This is a genomic window from Enterobacter quasihormaechei (assembly GCF_004331385.1).
Taxonomy (GTDB): domain Bacteria; phylum Pseudomonadota; class Gammaproteobacteria; order Enterobacterales; family Enterobacteriaceae; genus Enterobacter; species Enterobacter quasihormaechei.
This window is the reverse complement of sequence record NZ_SJON01000023.1, coordinates 36,411-57,048: the sequence shown is the minus strand read 5'-3', so window position 1 is coordinate 57,048 and position 20,638 is coordinate 36,411. Positions and strand designations below refer to the sequence as shown.

Sequence of the window (20,638 nt, the reverse complement as noted above, 5' to 3'; positions counted from 1 at the left end):
AAAGTCGCGGGGTAACGTGCTGAGCATGATACAAAACCCGCTGCTGCCGGTGTCGGAGTGGGGCTGGACCATTGACCCGACGGGAATGCGCATCCTGTTAAACATGCTGTGGGATCGCTATCAGAAGCCGCTGTTCATTGCCGGAAACGGACTGGGTGCCAGAGACAAGCTTAACGAGGATATGACCGTCAATGATGATTACCGTATTAATTACATCAATAATCACCTGTATCAGGTTTATGAAGCAATCGAGGATGGCGTCGAAGTTATGGGCTTTACAGCATGGGCCCCCATCGATCTGGTCAGTAACGCCACCGCAGAGTTAGATAAGCGTTACGGCTTTATCTACGTTGACCATGATGACAGCGGTGATGGCGATTATGCAAGATATCCAAAGGATAGTTTTTACTGGTTTCGGGATGTCATTACTACGAACGGGGAAACCCTGATCCCTTTCCGGTGTCGTTGATTACAGTCCAACATTTACCGGTAACACTTTCTTTTATTTATAATGATATGGGATAATTTTTTATTCCGAGGGCAACACTAAACTTTCCGCGAGGAACTCTACAAATGATGAGGTTCTTGATGGAAGAACAATGTTTTTATAATAAACCGCATTGAGTGGTTCGCGGACACGCAGTTTCTCTTTTATATTAAGATTGACAAGATCACCCTTTGTAATATCATTTTTTACATACGGTTCTGGCAGGCAAGCAATACCCGACGAGTGAATGGCCAGCTGTCTTATAATCTCACTGTTTGAAGCGACAATGGATGGCTGAATTTTATAATAGTGTTCTTCGCCCGTATCCAGAGGCCAGTCATTCATTAAGGAGTTTTGTTTGTAACCTATCAGCCTGTGGCTTTTTAATGCATCAACTCGATGAGGCATACCATGCTCTGCAATGTATCGCGGAGAGGCAACAAACATCATCTGGCACAGCCCAAGTATCTTCGCATGTAAGCCGGAGTCTTTGAGTTTTCCGATGCAAACAGCAACATCACTTCTGTGTTCAAGCAAATCATAAACATTGTCATTTGAAATTATTTCAATTTCTATCTCAGGATAGCATTTCTGATATCGATGCAGAACCGGTGTAATGACGTGCAGTACAAGAGACGTGGACGCAATGATCCGAATCTTCCCGGATGGATGACGACGTTTCATGGTGACATGTTCTTCTGCATCCTCTACTGAAGCAATGATTTGTTTGGCATATTCCAGGAATGTCCTTCCTTCTTCAGTGGATTCCAGTCTCCGCGTTGAGCGTCTGACCAGTACGGTATCTAATTTCTCCTCCAGTCGTCGAAGCGCTCTGCTAACAGCTGATACGGTAAGATCCAGCTCATACGCAGCTCGTGATAATGTCCCTGTTTCTATAACAGCAATAAATATCTGCATTTCTGCTAAAGTTGTTTTCATCTTTGCCTTGAAGTCAAAAGTGTTTTAACGGCATAAATCTGTTCTTATTCACAGAGATATTTCAGTATTAATCCTTACATTTATCGATTAAGGATTTTTATGCCAATAGCACTCTTCGCTTTGACAATCAGCGCTTATGCTATCGGGACAGCTGAATTTGTCCTTGTTGGAATCATTCCCATCATTTCAGCTGATTTATCAGTTTCAGTACCGTCAGCGGGTCTGCTTGTCAGTCTCTATGCGCTGGGGGTGGCAGTAGGTGCACCTCTTTTAACTGCAGCCACAGGAAAAATGTCCCGCAAAACGCTTCTTCTGTGCCTGATGGTCGTTTTTACTCTTAGCAATTTGTATGCCTGGCAAGCTCCCGGGTTCGTTTCGCTGATTGTGGCGAGGATCATCACCGGCATGGCACACGGCGTGTTCTATTCCATTGCTTCAACCATCGCTGCCAGCCTTGTTCCAAAAGATAAAGCCACGAGTGCAATAGCTATCATGTTCGCCGGGCTGACCGTTGCTCTGGTCACCGGTGTTCCCCTGGGGACTTTCATCGCTCAGCACCTTGGCTGGAGAGCCACATTTTTGTCAGTGTCTGTTCTCGGGATGATCGCCTTTGCAGGCAGCTTGTTACTGATCCCTCGCGGCATAAAAAAATCTGAACCCGCGCCAGTAAGATTTCTACTCAGGGTTCTGACAACCCCCCAACTGATACTGGCATATTCCCTGACAGCGGTCGGGTACGGGGGATCGTTTATAACGTTTACCTACCTTGCCTCTACTCTTGAGGAAATATCCGGATTTTCACCCGCTGCTGTAAGCGGTGTCATGCTGGTATACGGTTTTGCAGCTGCACTGGGTAATCTGTATGGCGGACGGATCTCTGACAAACACGGCCCTATTAATGCCCTGAAAATTATATTTTTATTACTGTCCCTGGTGTTGTTCGCTTTATATCTGACAGCATCTAATTCATGGCTGATGCTGGTCACTACATTTGTCTGGGGTGCTGCCGCATTTGCAAACGTCCCTGTACTGCAATATCTGGCTGTCAGGGAGGCTGAGAAATTCGTTCCTGAAGCTGTGGATGTGGCATCAGGGCTGAATATATCGGCCTTCAATATCGGTATCGCCGGCGGAACCTGGATAGGTGGCCTGGTCGTAATGCATTTCGGTCTCCTGCATACCACTTGGCTTGCCGGTGCGGTCGTTTTCTTCGCTTTCCTGCTCAGTATTTTCGCGGGAGCGCTACAAAAAAGGGAAAGAAGCACTGAAGCTGCGTACTGAAAACCGTCGTGAGCATCACCCATAAATTCATTTAGTTTTCAACGCATATAGCCTGAGTCCGGAGCTATGCTCCTCCTCAGGCTATAGCAGTTACGCTGAATAACAGACTGACTGGCAGTTAGGCATCGACAAAGAGAACTTTACCGTTGATAAATCCGTCAACAGAACGCTGGAACGCTTTTCCGACCAGTTTGCCCGGAACTGGCTGGAACCCTGGGAGCATAGGGCCGTAAACATCCCAGGCTTCTTCCAGTACGGTTGGGTTCACTACATTGATACGGATCCCGCGGGGCAGTTCGTTAGCCACACACTGTACAAATGTGTCGATAGCACCGCTGGTTGTTGCGTCAGCAATAGAGCCGGGGATAGGTTTCACATTATGAATGCCGGAAATTAAAGTGAATGAGCCGCGGTCGTTGATGTACTCAAGGCCAATTTTAACAACATTGATCTGACCCAGCATTTTGCTCTGGACAGTAAGCTCCCACTGCTCAGCCGTCATATCGACAAAACTGGCATACTCGCAGTGACCAACTGCGTTAACAACAGCATCAAATGCGCCGACGCTTTTGAAAAGAGCTCTCAGAGATTCATGGCTGGTAATATCTACCTGATAGTCCGTACCTTTTCCTGAGCGACTGGCGGTGATAACTTTGTGATCCCCCAAACCGGTCAGCGCCGCTTTACCCATCTTCCCCTGAGCACCAATCAGAATTACAGTTTTCATTATTTGCCTCGGATATGTTTATGAAATACGGGAGAAATCATATACGAGGTGTGATACAATTTAAATAAATAGGTAATTGTATGAGGTACAACTAGAATTGGATTTCATTGATATCAAACACATGCGTGTATTTCTACTGCTGGTTAAAGAACTCAATGCCTCAAGGGTGGCTTCAAAGCTGGATATCTCTCAGCAGGCGGTCAGTGCATATCTTAAAAGACTCAGAACTTATTTCGGAACCGAGCTGTTTCTACGCAGGAATGCAGGACTGGAGGCGACCGACTATGCCCTTTCTCTGGTGCCTAAAGTAGAAAAAATCCTGGATGAGGTTAGCCAGCTTCGTTCACCCCAGGTATTTAATCCGAACATTCAGGACTTCAGCATATGCATAATGGCAAACGAATATGCTCAACTTACTATCATTCCATCCTTACTGAAGACACTACATATGCAGGCACCGCGGGCCAGCGTTGAAATCAAAGACTTCAATTCCAGGCACCACGTTGAAAGTCTTAATTCCGGCGATGTCGATCTGGTACTGGGTTTTTCGAATCATATTGATCCCGGACTGATACGCAAAAACATCCGGCGTGAAGAGTACTGCTGTGTGGTCAGACACGGCTCAGCTATTCCGGGAAAACTTGAAATGAAAATGTCCTTTTCAGACATTCCTGCCGTTAAATTTGCTCCGAGTGCCGGTAATATTGAAAATCTGGTTGATGATTTTTTTAACAAAGCCGGAATGAAAAATAATGTCATCGCTACGTTACCGTGTTATACGACGCTCGGCGCTTTTTTCACTGCGAATGACGCCATTGCTTTCATTCCATCAGCGATAGGAGCGCAGGGAAATTACTGTAAACTGGAGATGCCAGAAAAAATGGTCCCGTTTGATGTTACTGTCGCCTGGCATCGGAAAAGTAATGATAATCCGCTCCGAGTATGGTTGACCAAAATACTGGAAATGACGACTATTTCCGGGGGCACGAATTGTGTTTAACATTTGCGATCAGTCAGAAAAACTGATCGGCCTATACAACATCAAATGGCATATAGCTATAGTTCCAGATTCCCTATGAATTTTCTCCTGCTTTTGCATCAGCTCAAACTTATTCATTTGTAATCCTGGCTTTGATATTCAGAAGGAGGATTCTCATCGCCAGTTCTGATCCACTTAGTCAACAGATCATGCAACGTCTGTAGGTGGGATTCGACCTTCTTCCATTCGCTGTTCTGACATAAGCCAGCAAGGATTAGCGCAGGTTCCGACTTTACTTTTTTAGGATCTAAGCAAAAGAGGGAAAAGATTAATGCATTTATTGCAATAATTCACAATGATTATTGTGATTTAAGAATTATTGTCTTTTGGGAAGTAAAAGACACTGATTATTGCCGATAAAAGACAAGTTATCCTGACGGCGCATCAACGACGAAGCGGTAAGCATCAGTTTCCCTCTGAACGTCCGTCCTCCCCTTTTACATTGTGGCCGCCCTAATGTCCGCTTTGTGCCAAAAGCTGGCGTTGCTATGGCTGCTGGGTATCAACCGGTAGGGGCCAGGTCAGGGGCACGGGCGGTATGGAGGCTGGGTAATCATGCCTATGACGTCCCGGCCGCTTTAAAGGTGAATGATTATCTTCATCTGTGGGCTGGAGCCCTGGATGTAGCCGGCAACGTTTTGAACAGCAAAAACGCATGCCCTTTAAAATATTGCGCAGTTCAGGGGGGAATGTCTTGGAATGATGTTCACGCCTGATAAGCTTCCCCCCCTGTATCAGCATCAGAATCCTTCACCTTCGCCTGTTACCGCCGGGCCAGAATAATGAACCTGTGCAATTTTCCAGTTTCCGTCAGGGCCTTTTAACAGCACCTGGCTTTCGCGCCCAGTAGTATGAAGCTCATCGCCGCTATCACGAAAGGTTGCAACAAAGTCCCAGTAAAACTCTACTACGGCCGTATTTTCACCATAGTAACGGATGTCAGGCGCACCTACGGTTTTCAGTAAACGGCTGGAAAACATTTCATCCATTGTCATGCGATAAAAGTTTTGCTCAATCTCATCCCAGCCTTTTTCATGTCCGCGGGGATGAATGAAACTGACGTCATCGCCAGCCTTCCATATAGAGCGCGCTAATTCGTAATCGCATCGGATAATTGACTCGATATAATCACTGATGACATTCTCAGCTTTGTCATGCTTCAGGTTCATTTTTAACCTCATTTTTTACCGGCATCCAGATTCAAAAATTCTGGAAGAAAAGACTTAGTTAATTGACTTTGACTGTCGATGAAAGGTGCCCCGAAGTGACGGGGCAACATTGTCAGGCAAGCGCTTTCTGAACGCTTACTGCGATAGGCGTAGTTTTTCTGCCAATCAGTTTTGACAGAACATGGCTGTCATCAAACAACGCGTTCTGAGAGGCACCCGTATCCCATGACGCAATCGCCTCAGCAAATCCATCAGGCAGGCCTGCATTTTTTAGTGCCGCCGCGTAATCTGCTTCCGGGATATTACGGTAAGGAATATCTTTGCCGCTCTGAGCCGTAATTTCCGCAGCTAAATCAGTCAGCGTATAGAATTCATCTCCGGCCAGCTCATAGGTTTTGCCTTCGTGGCCTTGCCCGGTCAGCGCCACTACAGCGGCTTCTGCGTAATCCTCACGAGGCGCGGAGGAAATTTTACCTTCGCCAGCACTGCCATAAAAAGCGCCAAGGCCCAGCGCAGGTGCAATAGAACCCGTGTAGTTTTCTGAATACCAGCCGTTACGCAGGATTGTATAGTCCAGCCCCGAGTTTTTGAGAGCCTGTTCTGTCTGGACGTGTTCTGGTGCCAGGTTGAGTGGTGACTTGTCAGCATGCAGCAAGCTCGTATACACGATGCGCTTTACACCATTTTTTACAGCAGCACGGATTACATTTTCGTGCTGCACCGCACGTTGCCCGATTTCATTGCCGGAGATAAGCAGCAGGGTATCAACTCCTTTCAATGCTACATCCAGCGTATCCTGGCGAGTGTAATCAGCTTCGCGTGTAGCTACACCCAGGCCAGCTGCTTTCGCAGGGGTTCTTACCAGAGCGACAATTTCAGAAGCGTCAACTTTTTGTTTAAGTTTTTCAATAACTAACTGGCCAAGATGGCCTGTTGCACCAGTGATTGCAATCGTCATTTTATTCTCCGTATCAGGTAAAAGTTGCTCACGTTTAAACTGAAAAGGTACTATACCGATATAGATTATTTTAGTAAGTACTTACAAAAAGGTTAGTGTTAAATGACATTGATTAAAGATCAGGTTCGTGACAATGCTTCAGCGTCAGAGATGCCTGCTATCACCTGCAATGTGATGGCTGCAGGATGCCCGTCAAGGCAGGTACTTCAACACCTGAGCAGCCGCTGGGGCGTTTTGATAATGGTCGCCCTGCTATCTGAGACCCATCGTTTCAGCAGCTTAAGACGGCGTATTGAAGGGGTAAGTGAAAGAATGCTGGCCCAGACTCTACAGTCTCTTGAGAGTGATGGGATGATTAAACGGTACTCATATGACACCATACCCCCGCATGTCGAATACTCACTGACGCCTCTGGGACGCGTTGTGGCAGTGAAACTGCAGGAACTTGTTTCAATAATTGAGGCCAGCCAGGCAGAAATCCTGAATAATTCGCGTTAAAAAATTAATGTGCTGACGTTATCGTCTGCCTGCTTTTAACGATACTACTAATTATTGACTGACCGTTCCATAATTGTTAGGGTGATAACAGTTCTGAGGCAGGAGTAAGCGATGGCAGGCAGACCAAGAGAATTTGATGACCAGCTGGTAATACAGGCAGCCATGGATGCATTCTGGCGTAACGGTTTTGAAGCGACTTCGGCGCAGGAACTCGTTGACAGCACAGGTCTGGGCCGTGGCAGCCTGTATGCTGCTTTCGGCAGTAAAGAAAATCTTTATCATGAAGCCCTGCGACGCTATCACCGCTCCAGCATTGAGTTTCACGAGGAAGTTTTCCGCCAGCCCGGAAGCGTGAAAGATCGACTCCGAATTCTGCTTGAAAAAGGCATTGAGCTTGATTTCAGCGACATTGAGCGTAATGGCTGTATGGCGATATTTTCTCCTCTCGAAAGAGCGGCTAAAGATAAAACCGTTGAAGGCCTGAGTCGCAGCTATATCAAAGAACTTGAAGGGATGTTTGTTGCGCTTTTTTCTGCCGGTATTACGACCGGAGAGTTTGAAAGGGGCCGTCAGGCTCAGTCGATGGCGAAAGCATTCATGTGTGCCTACTTTGGCTTCCGGGTGTTTGGCAGGATCGTGCATGAACCTGAATATCAACAGCATGCGATTGAAGCGCTTATCGGCAGTATTCAGTAAAAGGCCAGAAGGCCTTTTTATTTAACCTATTTTTGAACGATCATTACAATTTACGGGGAGAAAATTTATGACTGACGATTTTCAGAAAGAACAGCTGATAGCGGCACGCTATGGCGAGAAAGACAGGCCTGAAAATATTATCTGGAACAAACAGATAGAAGGGTTACTCTGCCACCGTTCAGTCAGAAGCTTTTCGCCGCAACCTCTGCCTGAATACTGGTTTGAAACTCTGGTGGCAGCCGCACAGTCTGCCTCAACATCCTCAAATCTACAGCAATGGAGCGTAGTAGCGGTTACCGATCCTGAGCTTAAGGCACAGGTAAGAAAGCTGTCCGCTGGGGATAGCGGTCTGGCTAATGGCTACATTGAAGAAGCGCCTGCGATACTTTTATGGGTGGCTGACCTGTCGCGTAATCATGATATGACCGTGGCGGATGGTCTGAATCCGGGTGTGCATGAATATCTCGACTCATTTGTTATGGCGACTGTGGATGCCTCGCTTGCCTCGCAGAACGCTACTGTGGCGGCCGAATCAATCGGACTGGGAACCGTTTATATCGGGGCTACACGAAACAAGGCAAAAGAACTAGCCGAACTTATTCAACTGCCCCCGCACAGCTACGTTGTATGCGGACTGGTTGTCGGATGGCCCGATCCGAAAAGCAACGCAAGTATTCGCCCACGCCTGCCTCAGAGCGTGGTCGCTCACCATAACCGCTACAACGCATCTGACTTTGACGCACATGTTAAAAGCTATGAAGAAGCGTTCCATGCGTTTCGTGAAGGACTGGGAATGAAAGACAAAACCTGGAAACAGGCCGTACAAAGCTCAGCAACAAGCATGGACTATATGGACGGACGCCAGAACCTTCGCGCTACGCTTGAAGATCGCGGATTCGGTTTTAAATAAATCTGTTGCGGCTGTGTGTGCAGCCGCAAAAAAAGCGTCGCTTACTGCTATCAAATCAGACATAAGTATTACGTCCGCTTTTCGCTCTCAACGGACCTTAAGCTCAGCTGGATCGTCCGCTCAGTCCCGTGAGTTTAAAGCGGACATGACCTCAAACTATTTACAATAATGCTTCATTACGCGCACAGCTCAGACGGCCGGAGCGCGTTTCTGACAGGAACCGGGTGAAACAGGCAACAACCCACCAACAAACCCGCCAGAAACGAAGGAGATGAATTTTACCTCAATGCATACAAACGCACAAAAGTGCTTAGACTCTAATGTACAGTGAGGCCCTAGCTCTTCATTCCAGTCATGCTGAGAGCCATCAATCTGGATAAGTTCGCCATAACCGCGCAGCGGGTCAGGAGCTGAAGGGGCCCTTTGGTGTAGATCTGTGGCCTTTGAAATATGCTGAATCAGAGCGGAAAACGTACAGATGAGGCGGTAGCCATGCCAGAAAATAAAAGCACTACGGATGATGAAGAGAGTCTTCTCTACGATGAAGCCTGCAGGATGGTAGGGCAGTGCTGCCTGATGCTGGCCAGTAACGGTGCGGAAACCCATCGCGACCAGCTGGTTTATCAACTGAAAAGGCTTCACTGGAAATTCATGGTTGAAACAGACGTTTCATACAACGGGATTCTGTTTGCCATCGAGCAGCTCGCTACCGCGCGGGATGACAAATTCGGTTCACAAACCGGGTCATGACATCTCATACCGGCACAGTCTGTATCACATTTGTAATACAGCGAGGGAAGAGAGCGGACGCGCCGGAGGCGCTGCCGCCCTGCCCCGTTCCCCGGAGGGGAACCGCCCTTCTGTAGTCCATGCGTGCGGTCGCGCAGAAGGAGGAAAAAGGGGCTGCCAGCGAACTGACAACCCCTTCATAAAGGCGCTTGCGGTCTGACCAGACGACACCAAAAGCCCTGAAAAGGCGGGGTTTCCCCCGCCTCCAGGTTGCTACTTACCGTTGGATTCGTAAGCCAGCACTGCAGCGACCTCCCTGTCTCCGTCCTTGATCCTGAATTCGCATAAGCGAGATCGGGTAAGGCAGGTGAATATTAACAGCGTTAAACACACGATTAATACGCACCAGATAAGGGCGTTTCGCGGCAGTTTCATGGATTACTCCTCCTTGCATTGAGCACGGTAAGAGGCCATACTGGTGTTGTTGAGACATACAGTGGGCCTCGTGGTTTGGTTAATGAAAATTAACTTTACTACGGGGCTTTCTGCCCTCTGCCTCACAACAACCATAACAAACCCACAGAACGTCATGAGGCATCAGGCCTCAAGCGCCAGCGCCATTATACCCGGATGTACACTTCCTGCCCAGGATTAACAGTCTGAAAACTGTATAAATCCTCACCATTTTTCGTCAGTCACGATCCCGTGACGCAGCTTACAAGTTATCTAAAGAGGAAGTGGCAGAGCTGATTGAAAGAGCAAAAATGAAATAACACTTAGCAAGATAACATCTTCGTAAGATGTTATCTTGCTATCTTGTTATCCAGAGGGTTGAATGTCTGGTAATGAAGCTGAAATTAGCACTTACATAATATTAGGTATCTTGATGTTCACCTGTGCTTCTGTTTTCTGCAAAGGCTTACTGAGCAGTCTCGGTACTTTGGCTGCTCTGGGGATGTCAGTGTTTTCGTTGCTGACTTGGTTCTGAAAGTTCCTTTTTTCTGCCCGGTGTCAGCCATTTACTCAGGAGGGATCATCCGGCTGTCCGAATGACATGCAGGATTAACCTGAAGGGTCTGGTTAGCAGACGTAACATGATGCGTGGCCCTAACGTCCCCGGCAATGGTGTCCGCGCCGGCCGACGTCAGGCTGTCGATGACTATTTTGTCGATTATGCTCTCTGACAGACTGCATCAGATGGTAAAAGCTATGAGTCGAAACGCTTTTACAGGAGCAGGGCTGGTGTTTGTCTGATTTATGTTCTACAGTAGACGCGGCATATAACTTCAAATCACTCTTTTAAGTACACGTCTTTTGGACGTGAGTATTTCTGTGCATTTGAGGTTACCATGAAAAATCTGCCTGTCATTTTCAACAATCAACATTCAGATACCCATACCGTATCAGCTGCTTTATGTCAGCTGAGGCACGATTCCAGATCTAAACCGCTCCCACACGAGCAACGTTATTCCCTTCTTAAGGGTTGTATTCGTTTGTTGCAGGAAAACAAGGATGAACTGTGTGAGGCCTACAGTCAGGATTTTGGTCACAGGGCACATGCCAGCACATTACTTTCCGATATTTTGGGTTCAATTGAAGCACTGAAGCATTCACTGAGCGGTCTGAAAAAATGGTCGCAGGATGAACCCCGTGAATCACCCTTCCCGGATACGTGTTCTTACATTCAATACAGACCGCTGGGGGTTGTAGGTGTAATGAGCCCGTGGAATTTTCCACTGGTGTTAACTTTCGGACCACTCTCCGGTATCCTCGCAGCAGGTAACCGGGCAATTATTAAACCTTCCGAATTCACGCCATCGGGAAGTCGGCTGCTCTGTCATTTGATTTCAGAATATTTCCCTCCGGATGAAATTTTGACTGTTCAGGGTGATGCCGGTGTCTCTGCATTCTTCGCTTCCCTTCCTCTGGATCATCTGGTGTTTACCGGTAGTTCAGCAACGGGCCGACATGTTATGCGTGCAGCAGCCGAAAATCTTACGCCGGTAACGCTGGAGTTAGGCGGGAAATCTCCTGTCATCATTTCAGAAAGCGCCAACCTGAAAACGGCTGCTGAAAGAATAATGACGGCCAAAGCATTTAATGCGGGGCAGATTTGCATCGCCCCCGATTATGTTATGGTTCCAGCAAGATACGCAGACGAGTTCATCGGTTACGCTGTAGCGTTCCTGAGAAAATCATACGGTTCTTATCTTAAGAATCCTGACTTCTCGTCAATAATTAATGCAGCCCACAGCAGCAGATTAAATGAATTGATCGACGATGCCACGAAAAATTGTGAGCGCATCATTTCAGCCAGTGAGGAGCTGGATTTGCCGTCTGAGGGGAGAATCATTCCACGACTCATTCTCAATCCCTCCGACAATTCACGCATCATGCAGGAAGAAATTTTCGGCCCGCTGCTTCCGATTATTACGTATGAAAAAACGGATGAATGCATTAATCGGATCCGGAATGGAGAAAAACCGCTGGCGTTGTACTATTTTGGACAGGATGAAAATGAGTTCAGAGAGTTACAATGTTCAACCGATTCTGGTGCCCTTGTCTTTAATGATGTGATGAGTCATGTTTTGGTGCACGATCTGCCGTTTGGTGGCGTGGGGCATTCCGGTATGGGAGCCTATCATGGAGAGGATGGTTTCCGTCGATTTTCCCATGCACGCGCCATTTTTATTCAGTCTGATACAGGTTTATCGAACCTACTCATGCGGGCACCATTTACGGACGAAAAAATTAATCAAATTACCTCCCTGATAAATCAGCCCTGAGTCTGATCATCTCTTCTCGCAGGAGGATGGTGGCCTGATGCCATCCTCCTGCTTTTTCAGTCAGATGAAGTGATCAAGAATAAGGGTGGCAATAAGCGCCACAACCGAAGCAAGGATCGTTGCCCCCGTAAACTTTTTCAGCGCTTCGGATAATGAAATTCCCAGGTATTCCCGAACTATCCAGAAGGCTGAATCCGTCACGTGAGCCCAGCTAATTGAACCCGCACCAATGGCTATTACCAGAATTTCTGGAGTCAGTTGATGATCTGCGGCAAGCATCGGACTGATCATACTGGCTGCGCTTATCATTGCCACGGTTGCCGATCCCACTGCCAGGTGCATTATCCAGGCAATAAACCAGGCCAGTATGACAGGATTAATATGGGTGCTGAGCAACATTCCTGAAATAACTTCCCCCACTCCGCTTTTGAGCAGAACAGAGTTGAAGGCTCCACCTGCGCCGATAACGAATACAATCCCAGCAAGCACCGGGAAACTGCGCTGACTTATTTCAAGTAGTTGCAGCATTGAGCGTCCCTGTCGCAGACCGAGCGACCAGAAGGCAAATACCAGAGATATCATCAGCGCAGTCAGGGGCGTACCCACTGCGAGCGTAAACCGGCGTATCAGCGTTTCTTCTGCCAGACCCGAAGTCAGAGTTTTCACAACCATCAGTAACAGTGGAAGGCAGATGGTGAACAGGGTAATCCCAAACCCGGGTAACTCCCTTACCGTTTCTGTACTGTCTGTCCGGGTTCCCAGGAACTTTATTTGTGCAGGCGTAATCTCTTTTTTACACGTTATTCTGACCCAGACTGGCCCTGCAAAAATGATTGTCGGGATACCCACCGGAACGTAGCACGCCTGTGGCGTGAGCGGCGCTGCTGCGCAGCTTCGGGTGTTTGCATGACCGGAGCTCCGCTTTATACTCTGCTCCATGCATATCCCCCGTCCCGCTAAACTTCTTTTCACCGTCGATGACGGCTGGAACCGTTACCTCGAAAAACACGGCGACAGCATCAGCCAGTGGACCCGCCTCTGCGTTGAGCGCATGCTCGCCTGCGGGACCTGCGCTATGGGTGTTCGCCGCTACTGCTGCGCCTCGCCGGACTGCACACACTCCCGCTTCTTCTGCCAGAGCTGCAAGTCAAAGGCCTGCAGCGCCTGCGGCATGAAGTCCACCGAGCAGTGGATCGCGGAGCAACAGCACGTCCTGCCCGACTGTGAATGGCAGCATATCACCTTTACCATGCCCCACCTACTGTGGCCCTTCTTCAACGACAACTGGTCCCTGCTCAACGACCTGTTCCGCTGCGCCACCCGGGCTATGCTGAAGTGGGCACGCCGGCAGGGTATTGAGGTCGGTATCTTCTGCGCCCTGCATACTTACGGCCGGCAACTCAATCAGCACCCGCATATCCACGTTTCCATCACCCGCGGTGGACTTGACGTAAAGCACGGCGTCTGGCGCAGCCTTTTCTTCAAAAAGAAGGCCGTTGAGGAAATCTGGCGGGGAGCCGTTATCCGCCTGCTGCGCGGCAGCTATGAGCGGGTCAGCCCCGGCACCCTGCCGGGACTGGGACACATTCGCGATGAGCGCCAGTGGCGGCGTTACCTGAAGGCACAGTATGGCCGGCACTGGAAGGTACACTTCGCGAAGAAAACCCGGGGAGCCTGGCACAGCGTGAAGTATCTGGGCCGGTACCTGAAGCGCCCGCCGGTGTCGGCTTCCCGCCTGCGACACTACGCCGGTGGAGCGGTGGTACACCATTACCTCGATCACCGCACGGGAAAGCATAAACGCCAGACGCTGAGTCAGGAAGAGATGATCGGGCGCTTTATCAGCCACGTTCCGGCGCGTCATTTTAAGATGGTGCGCTACTCTGGCTTTCTGGCCAACCGCAAGCGGGGCTCGCTTCTGCCGAAGGTTTACAAAGCGCTGGAAATGACGGTCCGGGAAAAACCAAAACGTCCCGGGTTCGCGGTACTGATGAAAGGCTTCCTGGGCACGGATCCGTACCAGTGCATCCTCTGCAAAGGCCGGTTGCGTTTTGCCGGCGCCGTGGCGGGTGAACACGCCACAAAAATGCTCTCAGACAGGCTGCATCAGATGGCGAAAAAACGATGGCTGCGGATGCCTGAGCTGAATCAGTTCGCCTGAAAAACAGGTTTCAGGTTAAAAATACGGCGAAGATAGTATTTTCACATCAAATCCCACGCAGATCAGCAGCAGCAATGGAGTAGGCGGTGCTACTTTTCATGGTCAGGCGCTCCCAAAAGAAGCGATTCAATCTCCTAACCATGAACCGGGTCAGACAGAGCCCTGGCGCTGGCGTAGTCTGCATCAGGAAGAGCTAAAAACGAATAAAAATTAAGGAGATTATTGTATGACTTTAAAATTAACCGAAAGCAAACTGGAAATTCTTGTCGATACGTTAAATGCCATTATATGCGGTGAAGTAAATATTACGCGTGAGCAGCGCGAAAATATGGTCAGGACGGTTGCAACCCTGGGAGGCTTAACGGAACGGCAACGCCTCATCACTGCGGAAAAGGAAGCTAAAAAGCAGGTAAAAGAAGAAAAGGAAAAAAAACCACGCCTTCCGGATGAAGTGTTTCCGCGTTCAGGAAAACCGTGGGCACCGGAGGACCTGGACCTTATTCATTCGATTATTGCTGATATTCCGGATGACAGAATCGATGATCATATACTCTGGCTGTCGAAGAAACTGCAGCGTACCCCTTATGCCATCACCCTGAAAATTGTCAGTGAAGGCCGAATGAACGAGGAGTGGGCTAAAGGGTGGAAGCCTGCCGCCAAATCTATTCGTGAGGATTTTGCTCTGGTCAGGGCAAAGACTACAGCAAACAATACAGATAATTAATAAACGGTCTTAACTCACTCAAAATGAGTCGATAAATTGACTAAGGTTTAGAACGTTAATATGAAAATTTTATTAGGAATTTTCCTACTCCATTAAATATAATATTCATGCAGCCGATAATAAGAGTGTAAGAAAGGGGGCGGTGTGAACGATTTTCATAATTTAAGTATTTGTATTCAGAATAAGGATGTGGCAGGCGCAATGCGCGTGCTGCGTGATAAATCAGAATTTGCGGTGCGCAAGATTCTGGAGAAACTAAAGATCAGGGTCACAACGCAAACCGGCAGGGCATTCTGGCATTATGTCCAGGGCTGGCTGTTAACCGCGTGTCGCCAGGGGAATATACAGCATGAATCGTTCAGTACCCGACGTTCTTCCCACTATCCGGAACGCCAGCCAGCTCAGTCCCGCTGCTCTCGATATGGTCAAGCTTCTCGCACTTCTGGCCATGATTATCGACCACACCAATACGGTGTTTCTGTCGCCAGCCTGGCCGGTGATGTATGCGCTTGGCCGGATGGCCTTCCCCCTGTTCACGCTTATATGGGCGATGAACGTACAGCGCACCCCGGAACGACTGCAGAAGAGAGCCAGTCGCCTGTGGATCTGGGCAGTCATCACGCAGCCGGTGTTCAGCCTGGCCTTCTGGCATCACCAGCCCTGGTGGGCCATGAACATTCTGTTCGTGTTTGCCGGCGTCACGCAGCTGCTTGCCCTGCAGTACCGGCACGGCCGGAAAGGAATGCTCGCCGGATATCTGCTCCTGTCCCTCATGATTTGGCCCCTGCAGCCGGCAAGCTACGGGCTGGCAGGAATAACGCTGGCCATCAGTATGGCAACGGTTTGTGGCAGCGATACACCCGGAGTGCAGCGGCTGGCAGCCATCACTGCCGTGCTGTCACTGATTTGTTTAAACGGGTTATCGCATCTCCTGGATATGCCCGCAGAAACATTATTACTGGCCACGCTGCCTACTCTGGCATTCCCCCTGGCAGTGGTTTCATTCTGCAGGCAAATCTGTCCGGAGGGCCGCAGGCGTTTCATGCCGCGTAATTTCTTTTATTATGCTTACGCCGGTCACCTGGGGATTATTGGTCTGGTACAGTATACTTTCGCCTGATTAGGGAGGACGTGATGGCTATCAGTGAGAAAGAGCTGCTTGAGGCAGGTTTCAGCAAAAGCGAAGTGGACAATTTACAGGGCCGGCTTGCAGCAGGCGGAGGCACCATGCAGCATCTCATCGATGCGCTCTCACGGCGCTTCCGGATGTCGGTATGGATCACTGTCGCGCTGGTTCTGGTTATGCTGGTCACCCTCATTGCCGGCAGCCGGACACACATTCTTTCCGGGAGCATGAGTTCCCTTGTAGTCCTGATCATCGCCTGGGTGACCTTCCCACCTGTACTGGGCTGGAAGGCATTCCGACTGCAGAAGACTATTTCCCGGAAGGTTCAATAGTCAGTAAATCAAGCGCCACTTTGGCTTTAACCCCCCATCCCGCAATTTTAAGCGCCATTGCGGGACGTGGCGTGCCGGATACTTTCCTGAAGAAATCGGGCCTGGTCCAGTACCACAGCCGTTGTGCTTCGGGTTTCAGTCTCAGGCCATACGCGCCGTAGACTTCGCTGAAGAGTGTGACAGCCTTATAAGTCCCCAGCCCCTGCTGCCGGCTGAAGCCCAGAAATTCAGCGATCTCCATCGAGCCGTCAGCGAATATTCCCTCCGTCTGCTTATCACCGAGGAAGTTGTGCGCGGCTTCCCGTGAAATCGTGTTAAAGCCATTTACGACAATCACCGCGCCGGCCACCACGCCCACCGGCGTCATTGAGGACATCATGACGATCCCACCAAAGATGGCCGCACCGGCCACCACGACGTCGACCGCTGAAATGATGTAGCCCACAATTTTGTTCTCGTCCCGGACAACCTTCACCTCAGCATAGAGTTTTGCATAGCCGGTTCTGAGCGATCGGGACTGCTCCAGCAGGCTGGTATTTTCAGCCCGTAAGGCACGCAGACAGGCCATACAGTCATCATCCGTTTTTGCCCGGCGTGCGGCCTCAAACTGGGCCATGATGAATGCCCTGATCTCATCCACAAACTGAATCCGGATAAAACCATCCTGAAGGTGCATAGCCGCCACAGTGTTTGCCGTGTTAACCAGTTTCCTGGCCTCCAGGTTGATCATGGTTTCCGCCCAGGCACGGGGATTCTGGCCGGGTAAAAGCAACGTGTCCATTTTATCGCCTCGCTAATCTGTTTCTGAAAGCATATTCATGAAACGATTTTTGACAACAAAAAATGGGCACGCTGTCCTGCAGAACTCACTGATGCCGCATCGCGGCATGGAGGCGCCAGCTGAGGCCAGACAGGGAGAGAATGCCGACGGGCGCCGTGACCGGCGTAAGCCGCTGCGGTTTGAAAGGTTCTGCCTGTCCCATCCCTTACCCTGCAAAGCCATATCCGGTAACCGCCACGCCTGATGGTGATGTGCGCGGTCGGAGTGAGCCCGTCGAGGCCAGAGGCCGCTGACGGGCTGTATCTCCGCGTTAGCGCCGTGAGGCGCTTACGAGCGTGTACAGCGGGCTTGCCGCGACGCTAACTGCAACTGCTTTGATTTCTAGTTACAACATCCCTCTTAAAGCGAGGGTGTTCCGGCCCTATGGGCCGGGGCGGCGTCGGTTTAGCAGGGGTCAGGTATGTATGCGATGCGAGGTTCTGGCCAGAATGGGGCCCGGCGCTTGCGACGGGAGGAACTTTTGATTTCCTTCTGAGCGCGCGGCCGTGAGGCCGCTGCATGCGAAGGCATTTTACGTTATCCACAGAGTTGCCGAAGACAAAGATCTACTCTGGAATGTAATGAACAGAGAGATAAAAACGGTGAAGTAAGACTGTTTTGCGGAATGCCTTTTATTCATTTCCGGGTTACTTAACTTATTCGTTTGCGGATTTCTGTGTAAAAAAAGAGATAGTGGCCATTGCGGACCATAGCGACCTGCAGAACGTCATGGTGACCGGAAGGAGAAAGGAGTAAAGGATGAAAAATGAGCAGGATGGCCGAAAAAAACCAGCACGAAAAGCCCCGGTTAGGGGCCTGTAAACAGAAAGACTGTTGTTTCGTCTGTGACTAGTCAGGTGGAGAAAGCGCCAGATCCAGCTGGTAAAGATGCTGGATGGCCAGAGCCTTCAGGCGCTCAGATGTGCACCAGTACGCTTCGTCAGGCGGCAGGGTGCGGTAAATCCATTCAGACATTGCATGGAGTCGTTCATCTGCCGGCAGCTTAATCAGATTGTTGGCACGTTTACGCTCCGCGCCTTTTTTGCGGCGGTAAACGAGTGCCTCCCGGCGCTTACGGCCGGACCAGCATTTCCGCGCGGAATGGGGCTGAACATCATCATGTTCGCTCATCACCCCTTCCCGGATCAGCTGCTCACGCTCGGCGCTCTGACGGAGCTTCTTCTCCTGCTCTTTAAACAGCTTGTCCATATCGACGCCCAGCATCTGGAATCCCACGGGGGTGATATAGACATATGTTGGCAGCCAGGTGCGGGATTCACGATCCCAGGCGCGTTCTTCTGCGAGGCCCAGAACGCCAAACCGTACCTGTTCCTCAATAAGCCGTGAAAGGCGTGACACCGTCACTTCTGTTTCCGGAATGACATTGCCTTTTGCGTCCTTTGCACTGAGTTCTTTTGCAAGACGGGTGATACACATGCCAACGGTATGCTTGCCGGCATCACAGAAGCTGATGAGCACTGGCCAGAGCGCATCGAGCAGGCGCTGACGTTCCGGACGGAAGCCATATTTACGTCCCGCTTTACGGCGGCCGGCAACATAGAGAGGGTGACGGGAAACATGCATGCGCAGGCTGACCTGCCCCGTTTCTTTGTCTTTTTTCACCAGGCGATTGTAGGCATGACCGAGCTGTCCGGAGAGCTTTTTATAATGCTCAGGACGGAACCAGGACGGGTTTTCACATTTGGCTTTTGTGGAGTGTTCACCGCGCTTACGGCGGGTCCGCTTTTTGACCGGCTCAGTAAGAAAATTATCCTGTGTGCCGGCATCGACGTCCTGCCAGAAACGGATTAACTCTTCGGCCGGAAGCTCAGACCAGTGAACAGAAATCTGCTTGTCATTCACGGCGGCCTGTTCTTATGGCGGCCGGGTGTTGTTTTCTATGGTGCATGCGTTATAATCCTTCACAGGCAACGCGCCTGCTTTTGGACCCCCTGATATCTGACGTTCCGCCAAGTTCGTAGCAGATATCGGGGGGTTTGTGCATTCAGGCTCCGGGAAATCCCGTCACCTGCTCCTGAACGTTTTACTGGACACGTCCTGTCCCTGTCTGTTTCCGGAAGTCCGCATTTCTTCCGTAAAACCATCTTCTGCCACCCGCCTGCCTCACCACAAAGCAGTCAAACCGTCAGTTTGAGTTAGGTCACAAAAGTAATCTGAATCAACAATCTGTCCCACCACAAGACGATCGCTGACGATCCGAATACTACCTTCTCGCTGGCAATATTTCCAGATGTCAGGCCAGATTAGCGTTCATTGTTTGCGTGCTAATTGTCCTGAAGGGACGTTTAACCGGCAGCGCTCGCCGCAGTATCAGGCCGGCAGGTCTGATCGAGGAAGCGCAGGAGAACGGAACAGGAAGATGGCATTTACGCGCGGAACATGAAAAACAGTCTCTGGCGGGAGACGTTCTTCGGACTGAGGATCATTTCACCCTGGTGGCTTTCCGGATTGCAGCCTGGAGTTTTTCAGCGGTAACGGCTTCCGGGAAGACCGTGATGGTGTCAGGAGTGGCTCCGCTAACGGGCATGACGATGATCCCCGGCGTTCCGGTGAGTCCCAGCGCCTCTGCCAGGTTACTATTTTTCTCAAGGGACGCGGTATGGTCGCCAGGAGCTGGAGTGGTCAGCCCCGCCTTTGACGCTGCCCCGTGAATATCCTCCGCCGTCAGCTTGCCTTCATTATGGCCGGTGGCGTAGATGGCATTGTGATAGGTGACATAGGCCTGCGGCCCTTTCTTTTGCCAGACCGTCAGCCCCTGCTGCGCTGCCTGAAGTGAGGCTTCCCAGCGACCACCAAAAATTGGCCACTCCTTAAAGAGGTAGCGGACGTCCGGCTGCGCTTTCATGACCTTCTCCAGCTCCGGCGCGAAGCGGCTGCAGAACACGCACTGGTAATCAAAGAATTCAATCACCGCGACCTTTGCATTATCAGGACCGTAAACCGGTGTGTCCGGATCATGCAGAAGGTTCGCCTGATTCTCCATCACGCTGAGTGCAAACATCTTCTGCTTACGTGCCTCCTGCTGTTCCTGCAGCTTATGACTGACCGTTACCAGTATCTCCGGGTGGGACACCAGGTAGTCTGCTGCGATTTCCCCGATACGGGCCTCCTGCTCCGGGCTGAAGACCAGCTGCGGGGCCGAAGCGTGTGCCGTTGCAATAAAGCCCATGTATGTTGTAACTATTAATGCAGCTAATTTGTGTACTTTCATCGTCTGAGTCTCATGGTTAAAAGG

At 50.1% G+C, this 20,638-nt stretch carries 21 protein-coding genes and 1 pseudogene; 12 read left to right on the top strand and 10 right to left on the bottom strand.

Annotated elements, in window-relative coordinates; translation table 11 throughout:
* On the top strand, window positions 1-469 hold a 469-nt coding region (locus tag E0L16_RS20605; RefSeq protein WP_131638099.1), incomplete at its 5' end, for a family 1 glycosylhydrolase.
* Between the two features lie 60 nt (window positions 470-529).
* On the opposite strand, the gene E0L16_RS20600 is transcribed toward E0L16_RS20605, so the two are convergent.
* Window positions 530-1,426 (bottom strand): LysR family transcriptional regulator, encoded by an 897-nt coding sequence (locus tag E0L16_RS20600; RefSeq protein ID WP_053065097.1) that lies wholly within the window; start codon window positions 1,424-1,426, stop codon window positions 530-532.
* A gap of 99 nt (window positions 1,427-1,525) precedes the next feature.
* Between E0L16_RS20600 and E0L16_RS20595 the strand changes: the two genes are divergently transcribed.
* Window positions 1,526-2,707 (top strand): MFS transporter, encoded by a 1,182-nt coding sequence (locus E0L16_RS20595; protein WP_063136847.1) that lies wholly within the window; start codon window positions 1,526-1,528, stop codon window positions 2,705-2,707.
* Window positions 2,708-2,825: 118 nt separating this feature from the next.
* Here the strand turns inward: E0L16_RS20595 and E0L16_RS20590 are convergent, their stop codons facing one another.
* The gene (locus E0L16_RS20590; RefSeq protein ID WP_049095464.1) at window positions 2,826-3,434 is read right to left on the bottom strand and encodes a short chain dehydrogenase; all 609 of its coding nucleotides are present in this window, start codon (window positions 3,432-3,434) and stop codon (window positions 2,826-2,828) included.
* Window positions 3,435-3,531: 97 nt separating this feature from the next.
* Between E0L16_RS20590 and E0L16_RS20585 the strand changes: the two genes are divergently transcribed.
* Complete coding sequence (locus E0L16_RS20585) at window positions 3,532-4,434, top strand: LysR family transcriptional regulator (RefSeq protein ID WP_063442867.1); 903 nt, start codon at window positions 3,532-3,534, stop codon at window positions 4,432-4,434.
* Window positions 4,435-5,213: 779 nt separating this feature from the next.
* On the opposite strand, the gene E0L16_RS20575 is transcribed toward E0L16_RS20585, so the two are convergent.
* Both E0L16_RS20575 and E0L16_RS20570 read right to left on the bottom strand, forming a co-directional pair.
* Window positions 5,214-5,654, bottom strand: coding sequence for a YybH family protein (locus tag E0L16_RS20575; RefSeq protein ID WP_207388514.1), 441 nt, complete (start codon window positions 5,652-5,654; stop codon window positions 5,214-5,216).
* A gap of 100 nt (window positions 5,655-5,754) precedes the next feature.
* A complete protein-coding gene (locus E0L16_RS20570) occupies window positions 5,755-6,600 on the bottom strand; it encodes an SDR family oxidoreductase (RefSeq protein WP_023345593.1) in 846 nt (281 codons plus the stop codon).
* A 150-nt stretch (window positions 6,601-6,750) separates the two neighbouring features.
* Here E0L16_RS20570 and E0L16_RS20565 point away from each other — a divergent pair, with 150 nt between their 5' ends.
* From E0L16_RS20565 to E0L16_RS20545, 4 genes are all read left to right on the top strand, one after another.
* On the top strand, window positions 6,751-7,098 hold the full coding sequence (locus tag E0L16_RS20565; protein ID WP_032638146.1) for a winged helix-turn-helix transcriptional regulator: 348 nt from the start codon (window positions 6,751-6,753) through the stop codon (window positions 7,096-7,098).
* A gap of 111 nt (window positions 7,099-7,209) precedes the next feature.
* Window positions 7,210-7,794, top strand: a complete 585-nt coding sequence (locus E0L16_RS20560) for a TetR/AcrR family transcriptional regulator (RefSeq protein WP_023345591.1) — start codon at window positions 7,210-7,212, stop codon at window positions 7,792-7,794.
* 67 nt (window positions 7,795-7,861) lie between these two features.
* Complete coding sequence (locus tag E0L16_RS20555) at window positions 7,862-8,704, top strand: nitroreductase family protein (protein WP_048291887.1); 843 nt, start codon at window positions 7,862-7,864, stop codon at window positions 8,702-8,704.
* A 492-nt stretch (window positions 8,705-9,196) separates the two neighbouring features.
* On the top strand, window positions 9,197-9,454 hold the full coding sequence (locus E0L16_RS20545) for a DUF2767 family protein (RefSeq protein WP_131638095.1): 258 nt from the start codon (window positions 9,197-9,199) through the stop codon (window positions 9,452-9,454).
* Window positions 9,455-9,706: 252 nt separating this feature from the next.
* Here the strand turns inward: E0L16_RS20545 and E0L16_RS20540 are convergent, their stop codons facing one another.
* Together E0L16_RS20540 and E0L16_RS22260 are read right to left on the bottom strand one after the other, a co-directional pair.
* Complete coding sequence (locus E0L16_RS20540) at window positions 9,707-9,829, bottom strand: Hok/Gef family protein (RefSeq protein ID WP_223825188.1); 123 nt, start codon at window positions 9,827-9,829, stop codon at window positions 9,707-9,709.
* Window positions 9,777-9,887 (bottom strand): annotated as a pseudogene (locus E0L16_RS22260) (DUF5431 family protein); the annotation flags it as partial. The gene E0L16_RS20540 and the pseudogene E0L16_RS22260, both read right to left, overlap by 53 nt.
* Window positions 9,888-10,782: 895 nt before the next feature.
* On the opposite strand from E0L16_RS22260, the gene E0L16_RS20535 reads away from it, so the two are divergent.
* Complete coding sequence (locus E0L16_RS20535) at window positions 10,783-12,219, top strand: coniferyl aldehyde dehydrogenase (RefSeq protein WP_053065155.1); 1,437 nt, start codon at window positions 10,783-10,785, stop codon at window positions 12,217-12,219.
* Window positions 12,220-12,279: 60 nt separating this feature from the next.
* Here E0L16_RS20535 and E0L16_RS20530 read toward each other — a convergent pair whose 3' ends face one another.
* A complete protein-coding gene (locus E0L16_RS20530) occupies window positions 12,280-13,158 on the bottom strand; it encodes a GntT/GntP/DsdX family permease (protein ID WP_117107725.1) in 879 nt (292 codons plus the stop codon).
* Here E0L16_RS20530 and E0L16_RS20525 point away from each other — a divergent pair.
* The 4 genes from E0L16_RS20525 (at window position 13,157) to E0L16_RS20505 (ending at window position 16,562) form a co-directional block, all read left to right on the top strand.
* Window positions 13,157-14,380, top strand: a complete 1,224-nt coding sequence (locus E0L16_RS20525; RefSeq protein ID WP_053065153.1) for an IS91 family transposase — start codon at window positions 13,157-13,159, stop codon at window positions 14,378-14,380. The two genes, E0L16_RS20530 and E0L16_RS20525, sit on opposite strands and share 2 nt — an antisense overlap.
* A 226-nt stretch (window positions 14,381-14,606) precedes the next feature.
* On the top strand, window positions 14,607-15,104 hold the full coding sequence (locus E0L16_RS20520) for a hypothetical protein (RefSeq protein ID WP_131638093.1): 498 nt from the start codon (window positions 14,607-14,609) through the stop codon (window positions 15,102-15,104).
* A 349-nt stretch (window positions 15,105-15,453) separates the two neighbouring features.
* The gene (locus E0L16_RS20510) at window positions 15,454-16,224 is read left to right on the top strand and encodes a TraX family protein (protein ID WP_131638091.1); all 771 of its coding nucleotides are present in this window, start codon (window positions 15,454-15,456) and stop codon (window positions 16,222-16,224) included.
* Between the two features lie 14 nt (window positions 16,225-16,238).
* Window positions 16,239-16,562: a hypothetical protein gene (locus tag E0L16_RS20505; protein ID WP_063624434.1), complete on the top strand. Its 324-nt coding sequence runs from the start codon at window positions 16,239-16,241 to the stop codon at window positions 16,560-16,562.
* On the opposite strand, the gene E0L16_RS20500 is transcribed toward E0L16_RS20505, so the two are convergent.
* From E0L16_RS20500 to E0L16_RS20490, 3 genes are all read right to left on the bottom strand, one after another.
* Window positions 16,540-17,343, bottom strand: coding sequence for a DUF4225 domain-containing protein (locus E0L16_RS20500; protein ID WP_127849938.1), 804 nt, complete (start codon window positions 17,341-17,343; stop codon window positions 16,540-16,542). The genes E0L16_RS20505 and E0L16_RS20500 overlap by 23 nt on opposite strands.
* An 888-nt stretch (window positions 17,344-18,231) precedes the next feature.
* The gene (gene repA / locus E0L16_RS20495; RefSeq protein ID WP_126497555.1) at window positions 18,232-19,245 is read right to left on the bottom strand and encodes a plasmid replication initiator RepA; all 1,014 of its coding nucleotides are present in this window, start codon (window positions 19,243-19,245) and stop codon (window positions 18,232-18,234) included.
* Window positions 19,246-19,825: 580 nt separating this feature from the next.
* Window positions 19,826-20,614: a DsbA family protein gene (locus E0L16_RS20490; protein WP_131638089.1), complete on the bottom strand. Its 789-nt coding sequence runs from the start codon at window positions 20,612-20,614 to the stop codon at window positions 19,826-19,828.
* Window positions 20,615-20,638 lie beyond the last annotated feature (24 nt).

Bases quoted from the DNA above. Each gene is read 5' to 3' on its own strand.
- E0L16_RS20565 (WP_032638146.1), top strand. From the start codon at position 6,751: ATGCCTGCTATCACCTGCAATGTGATGGCTGCAGGATGCCCGTCAAGG.
- E0L16_RS20560 (WP_023345591.1), top strand. From the start codon at position 7,210: ATGGCAGGCAGACCAAGAGAATTTGATGACCAGCTGGTAATACAGGCA.
- E0L16_RS20555 (WP_048291887.1), top strand. From the start codon at position 7,862: ATGACTGACGATTTTCAGAAAGAACAGCTGATAGCGGCACGCTATGGC.
- E0L16_RS20530 (WP_117107725.1), bottom strand. From the start codon at position 13,158: ATGGAGCAGAGTATAAAGCGGAGCTCCGGTCATGCAAACACCCGAAGC.
- E0L16_RS20595 (WP_063136847.1), top strand. From the start codon at position 1,526: ATGCCAATAGCACTCTTCGCTTTGACAATCAGCGCTTATGCTATCGGG.
- E0L16_RS20525 (WP_053065153.1), top strand. From the start codon at position 13,157: ATGCATATCCCCCGTCCCGCTAAACTTCTTTTCACCGTCGATGACGGC.
- E0L16_RS20535 (WP_053065155.1), top strand. From the start codon at position 10,783: ATGAAAAATCTGCCTGTCATTTTCAACAATCAACATTCAGATACCCAT.
- E0L16_RS20490 (WP_131638089.1), bottom strand. From the start codon at position 20,614: ATGAAAGTACACAAATTAGCTGCATTAATAGTTACAACATACATGGGC.
- E0L16_RS20570 (WP_023345593.1), bottom strand. From the start codon at position 6,600: ATGACGATTGCAATCACTGGTGCAACAGGCCATCTTGGCCAGTTAGTT.
- E0L16_RS20510 (WP_131638091.1), top strand. From the start codon at position 15,454: ATGAATCGTTCAGTACCCGACGTTCTTCCCACTATCCGGAACGCCAGC.
- E0L16_RS20500 (WP_127849938.1), bottom strand. From the start codon at position 17,343: ATGGACACGTTGCTTTTACCCGGCCAGAATCCCCGTGCCTGGGCGGAA.
- E0L16_RS20505 (WP_063624434.1), top strand. From the start codon at position 16,239: ATGGCTATCAGTGAGAAAGAGCTGCTTGAGGCAGGTTTCAGCAAAAGC.
- E0L16_RS20545 (WP_131638095.1), top strand. From the start codon at position 9,197: ATGCCAGAAAATAAAAGCACTACGGATGATGAAGAGAGTCTTCTCTAC.
- E0L16_RS20590 (WP_049095464.1), bottom strand. From the start codon at position 3,434: ATGAAAACTGTAATTCTGATTGGTGCTCAGGGGAAGATGGGTAAAGCG.
- E0L16_RS20600 (WP_053065097.1), bottom strand. From the start codon at position 1,426: ATGAAAACAACTTTAGCAGAAATGCAGATATTTATTGCTGTTATAGAA.
- E0L16_RS20520 (WP_131638093.1), top strand. From the start codon at position 14,607: ATGACTTTAAAATTAACCGAAAGCAAACTGGAAATTCTTGTCGATACG.
- E0L16_RS20575 (WP_207388514.1), bottom strand. From the start codon at position 5,654: ATGAGGTTAAAAATGAACCTGAAGCATGACAAAGCTGAGAATGTCATC.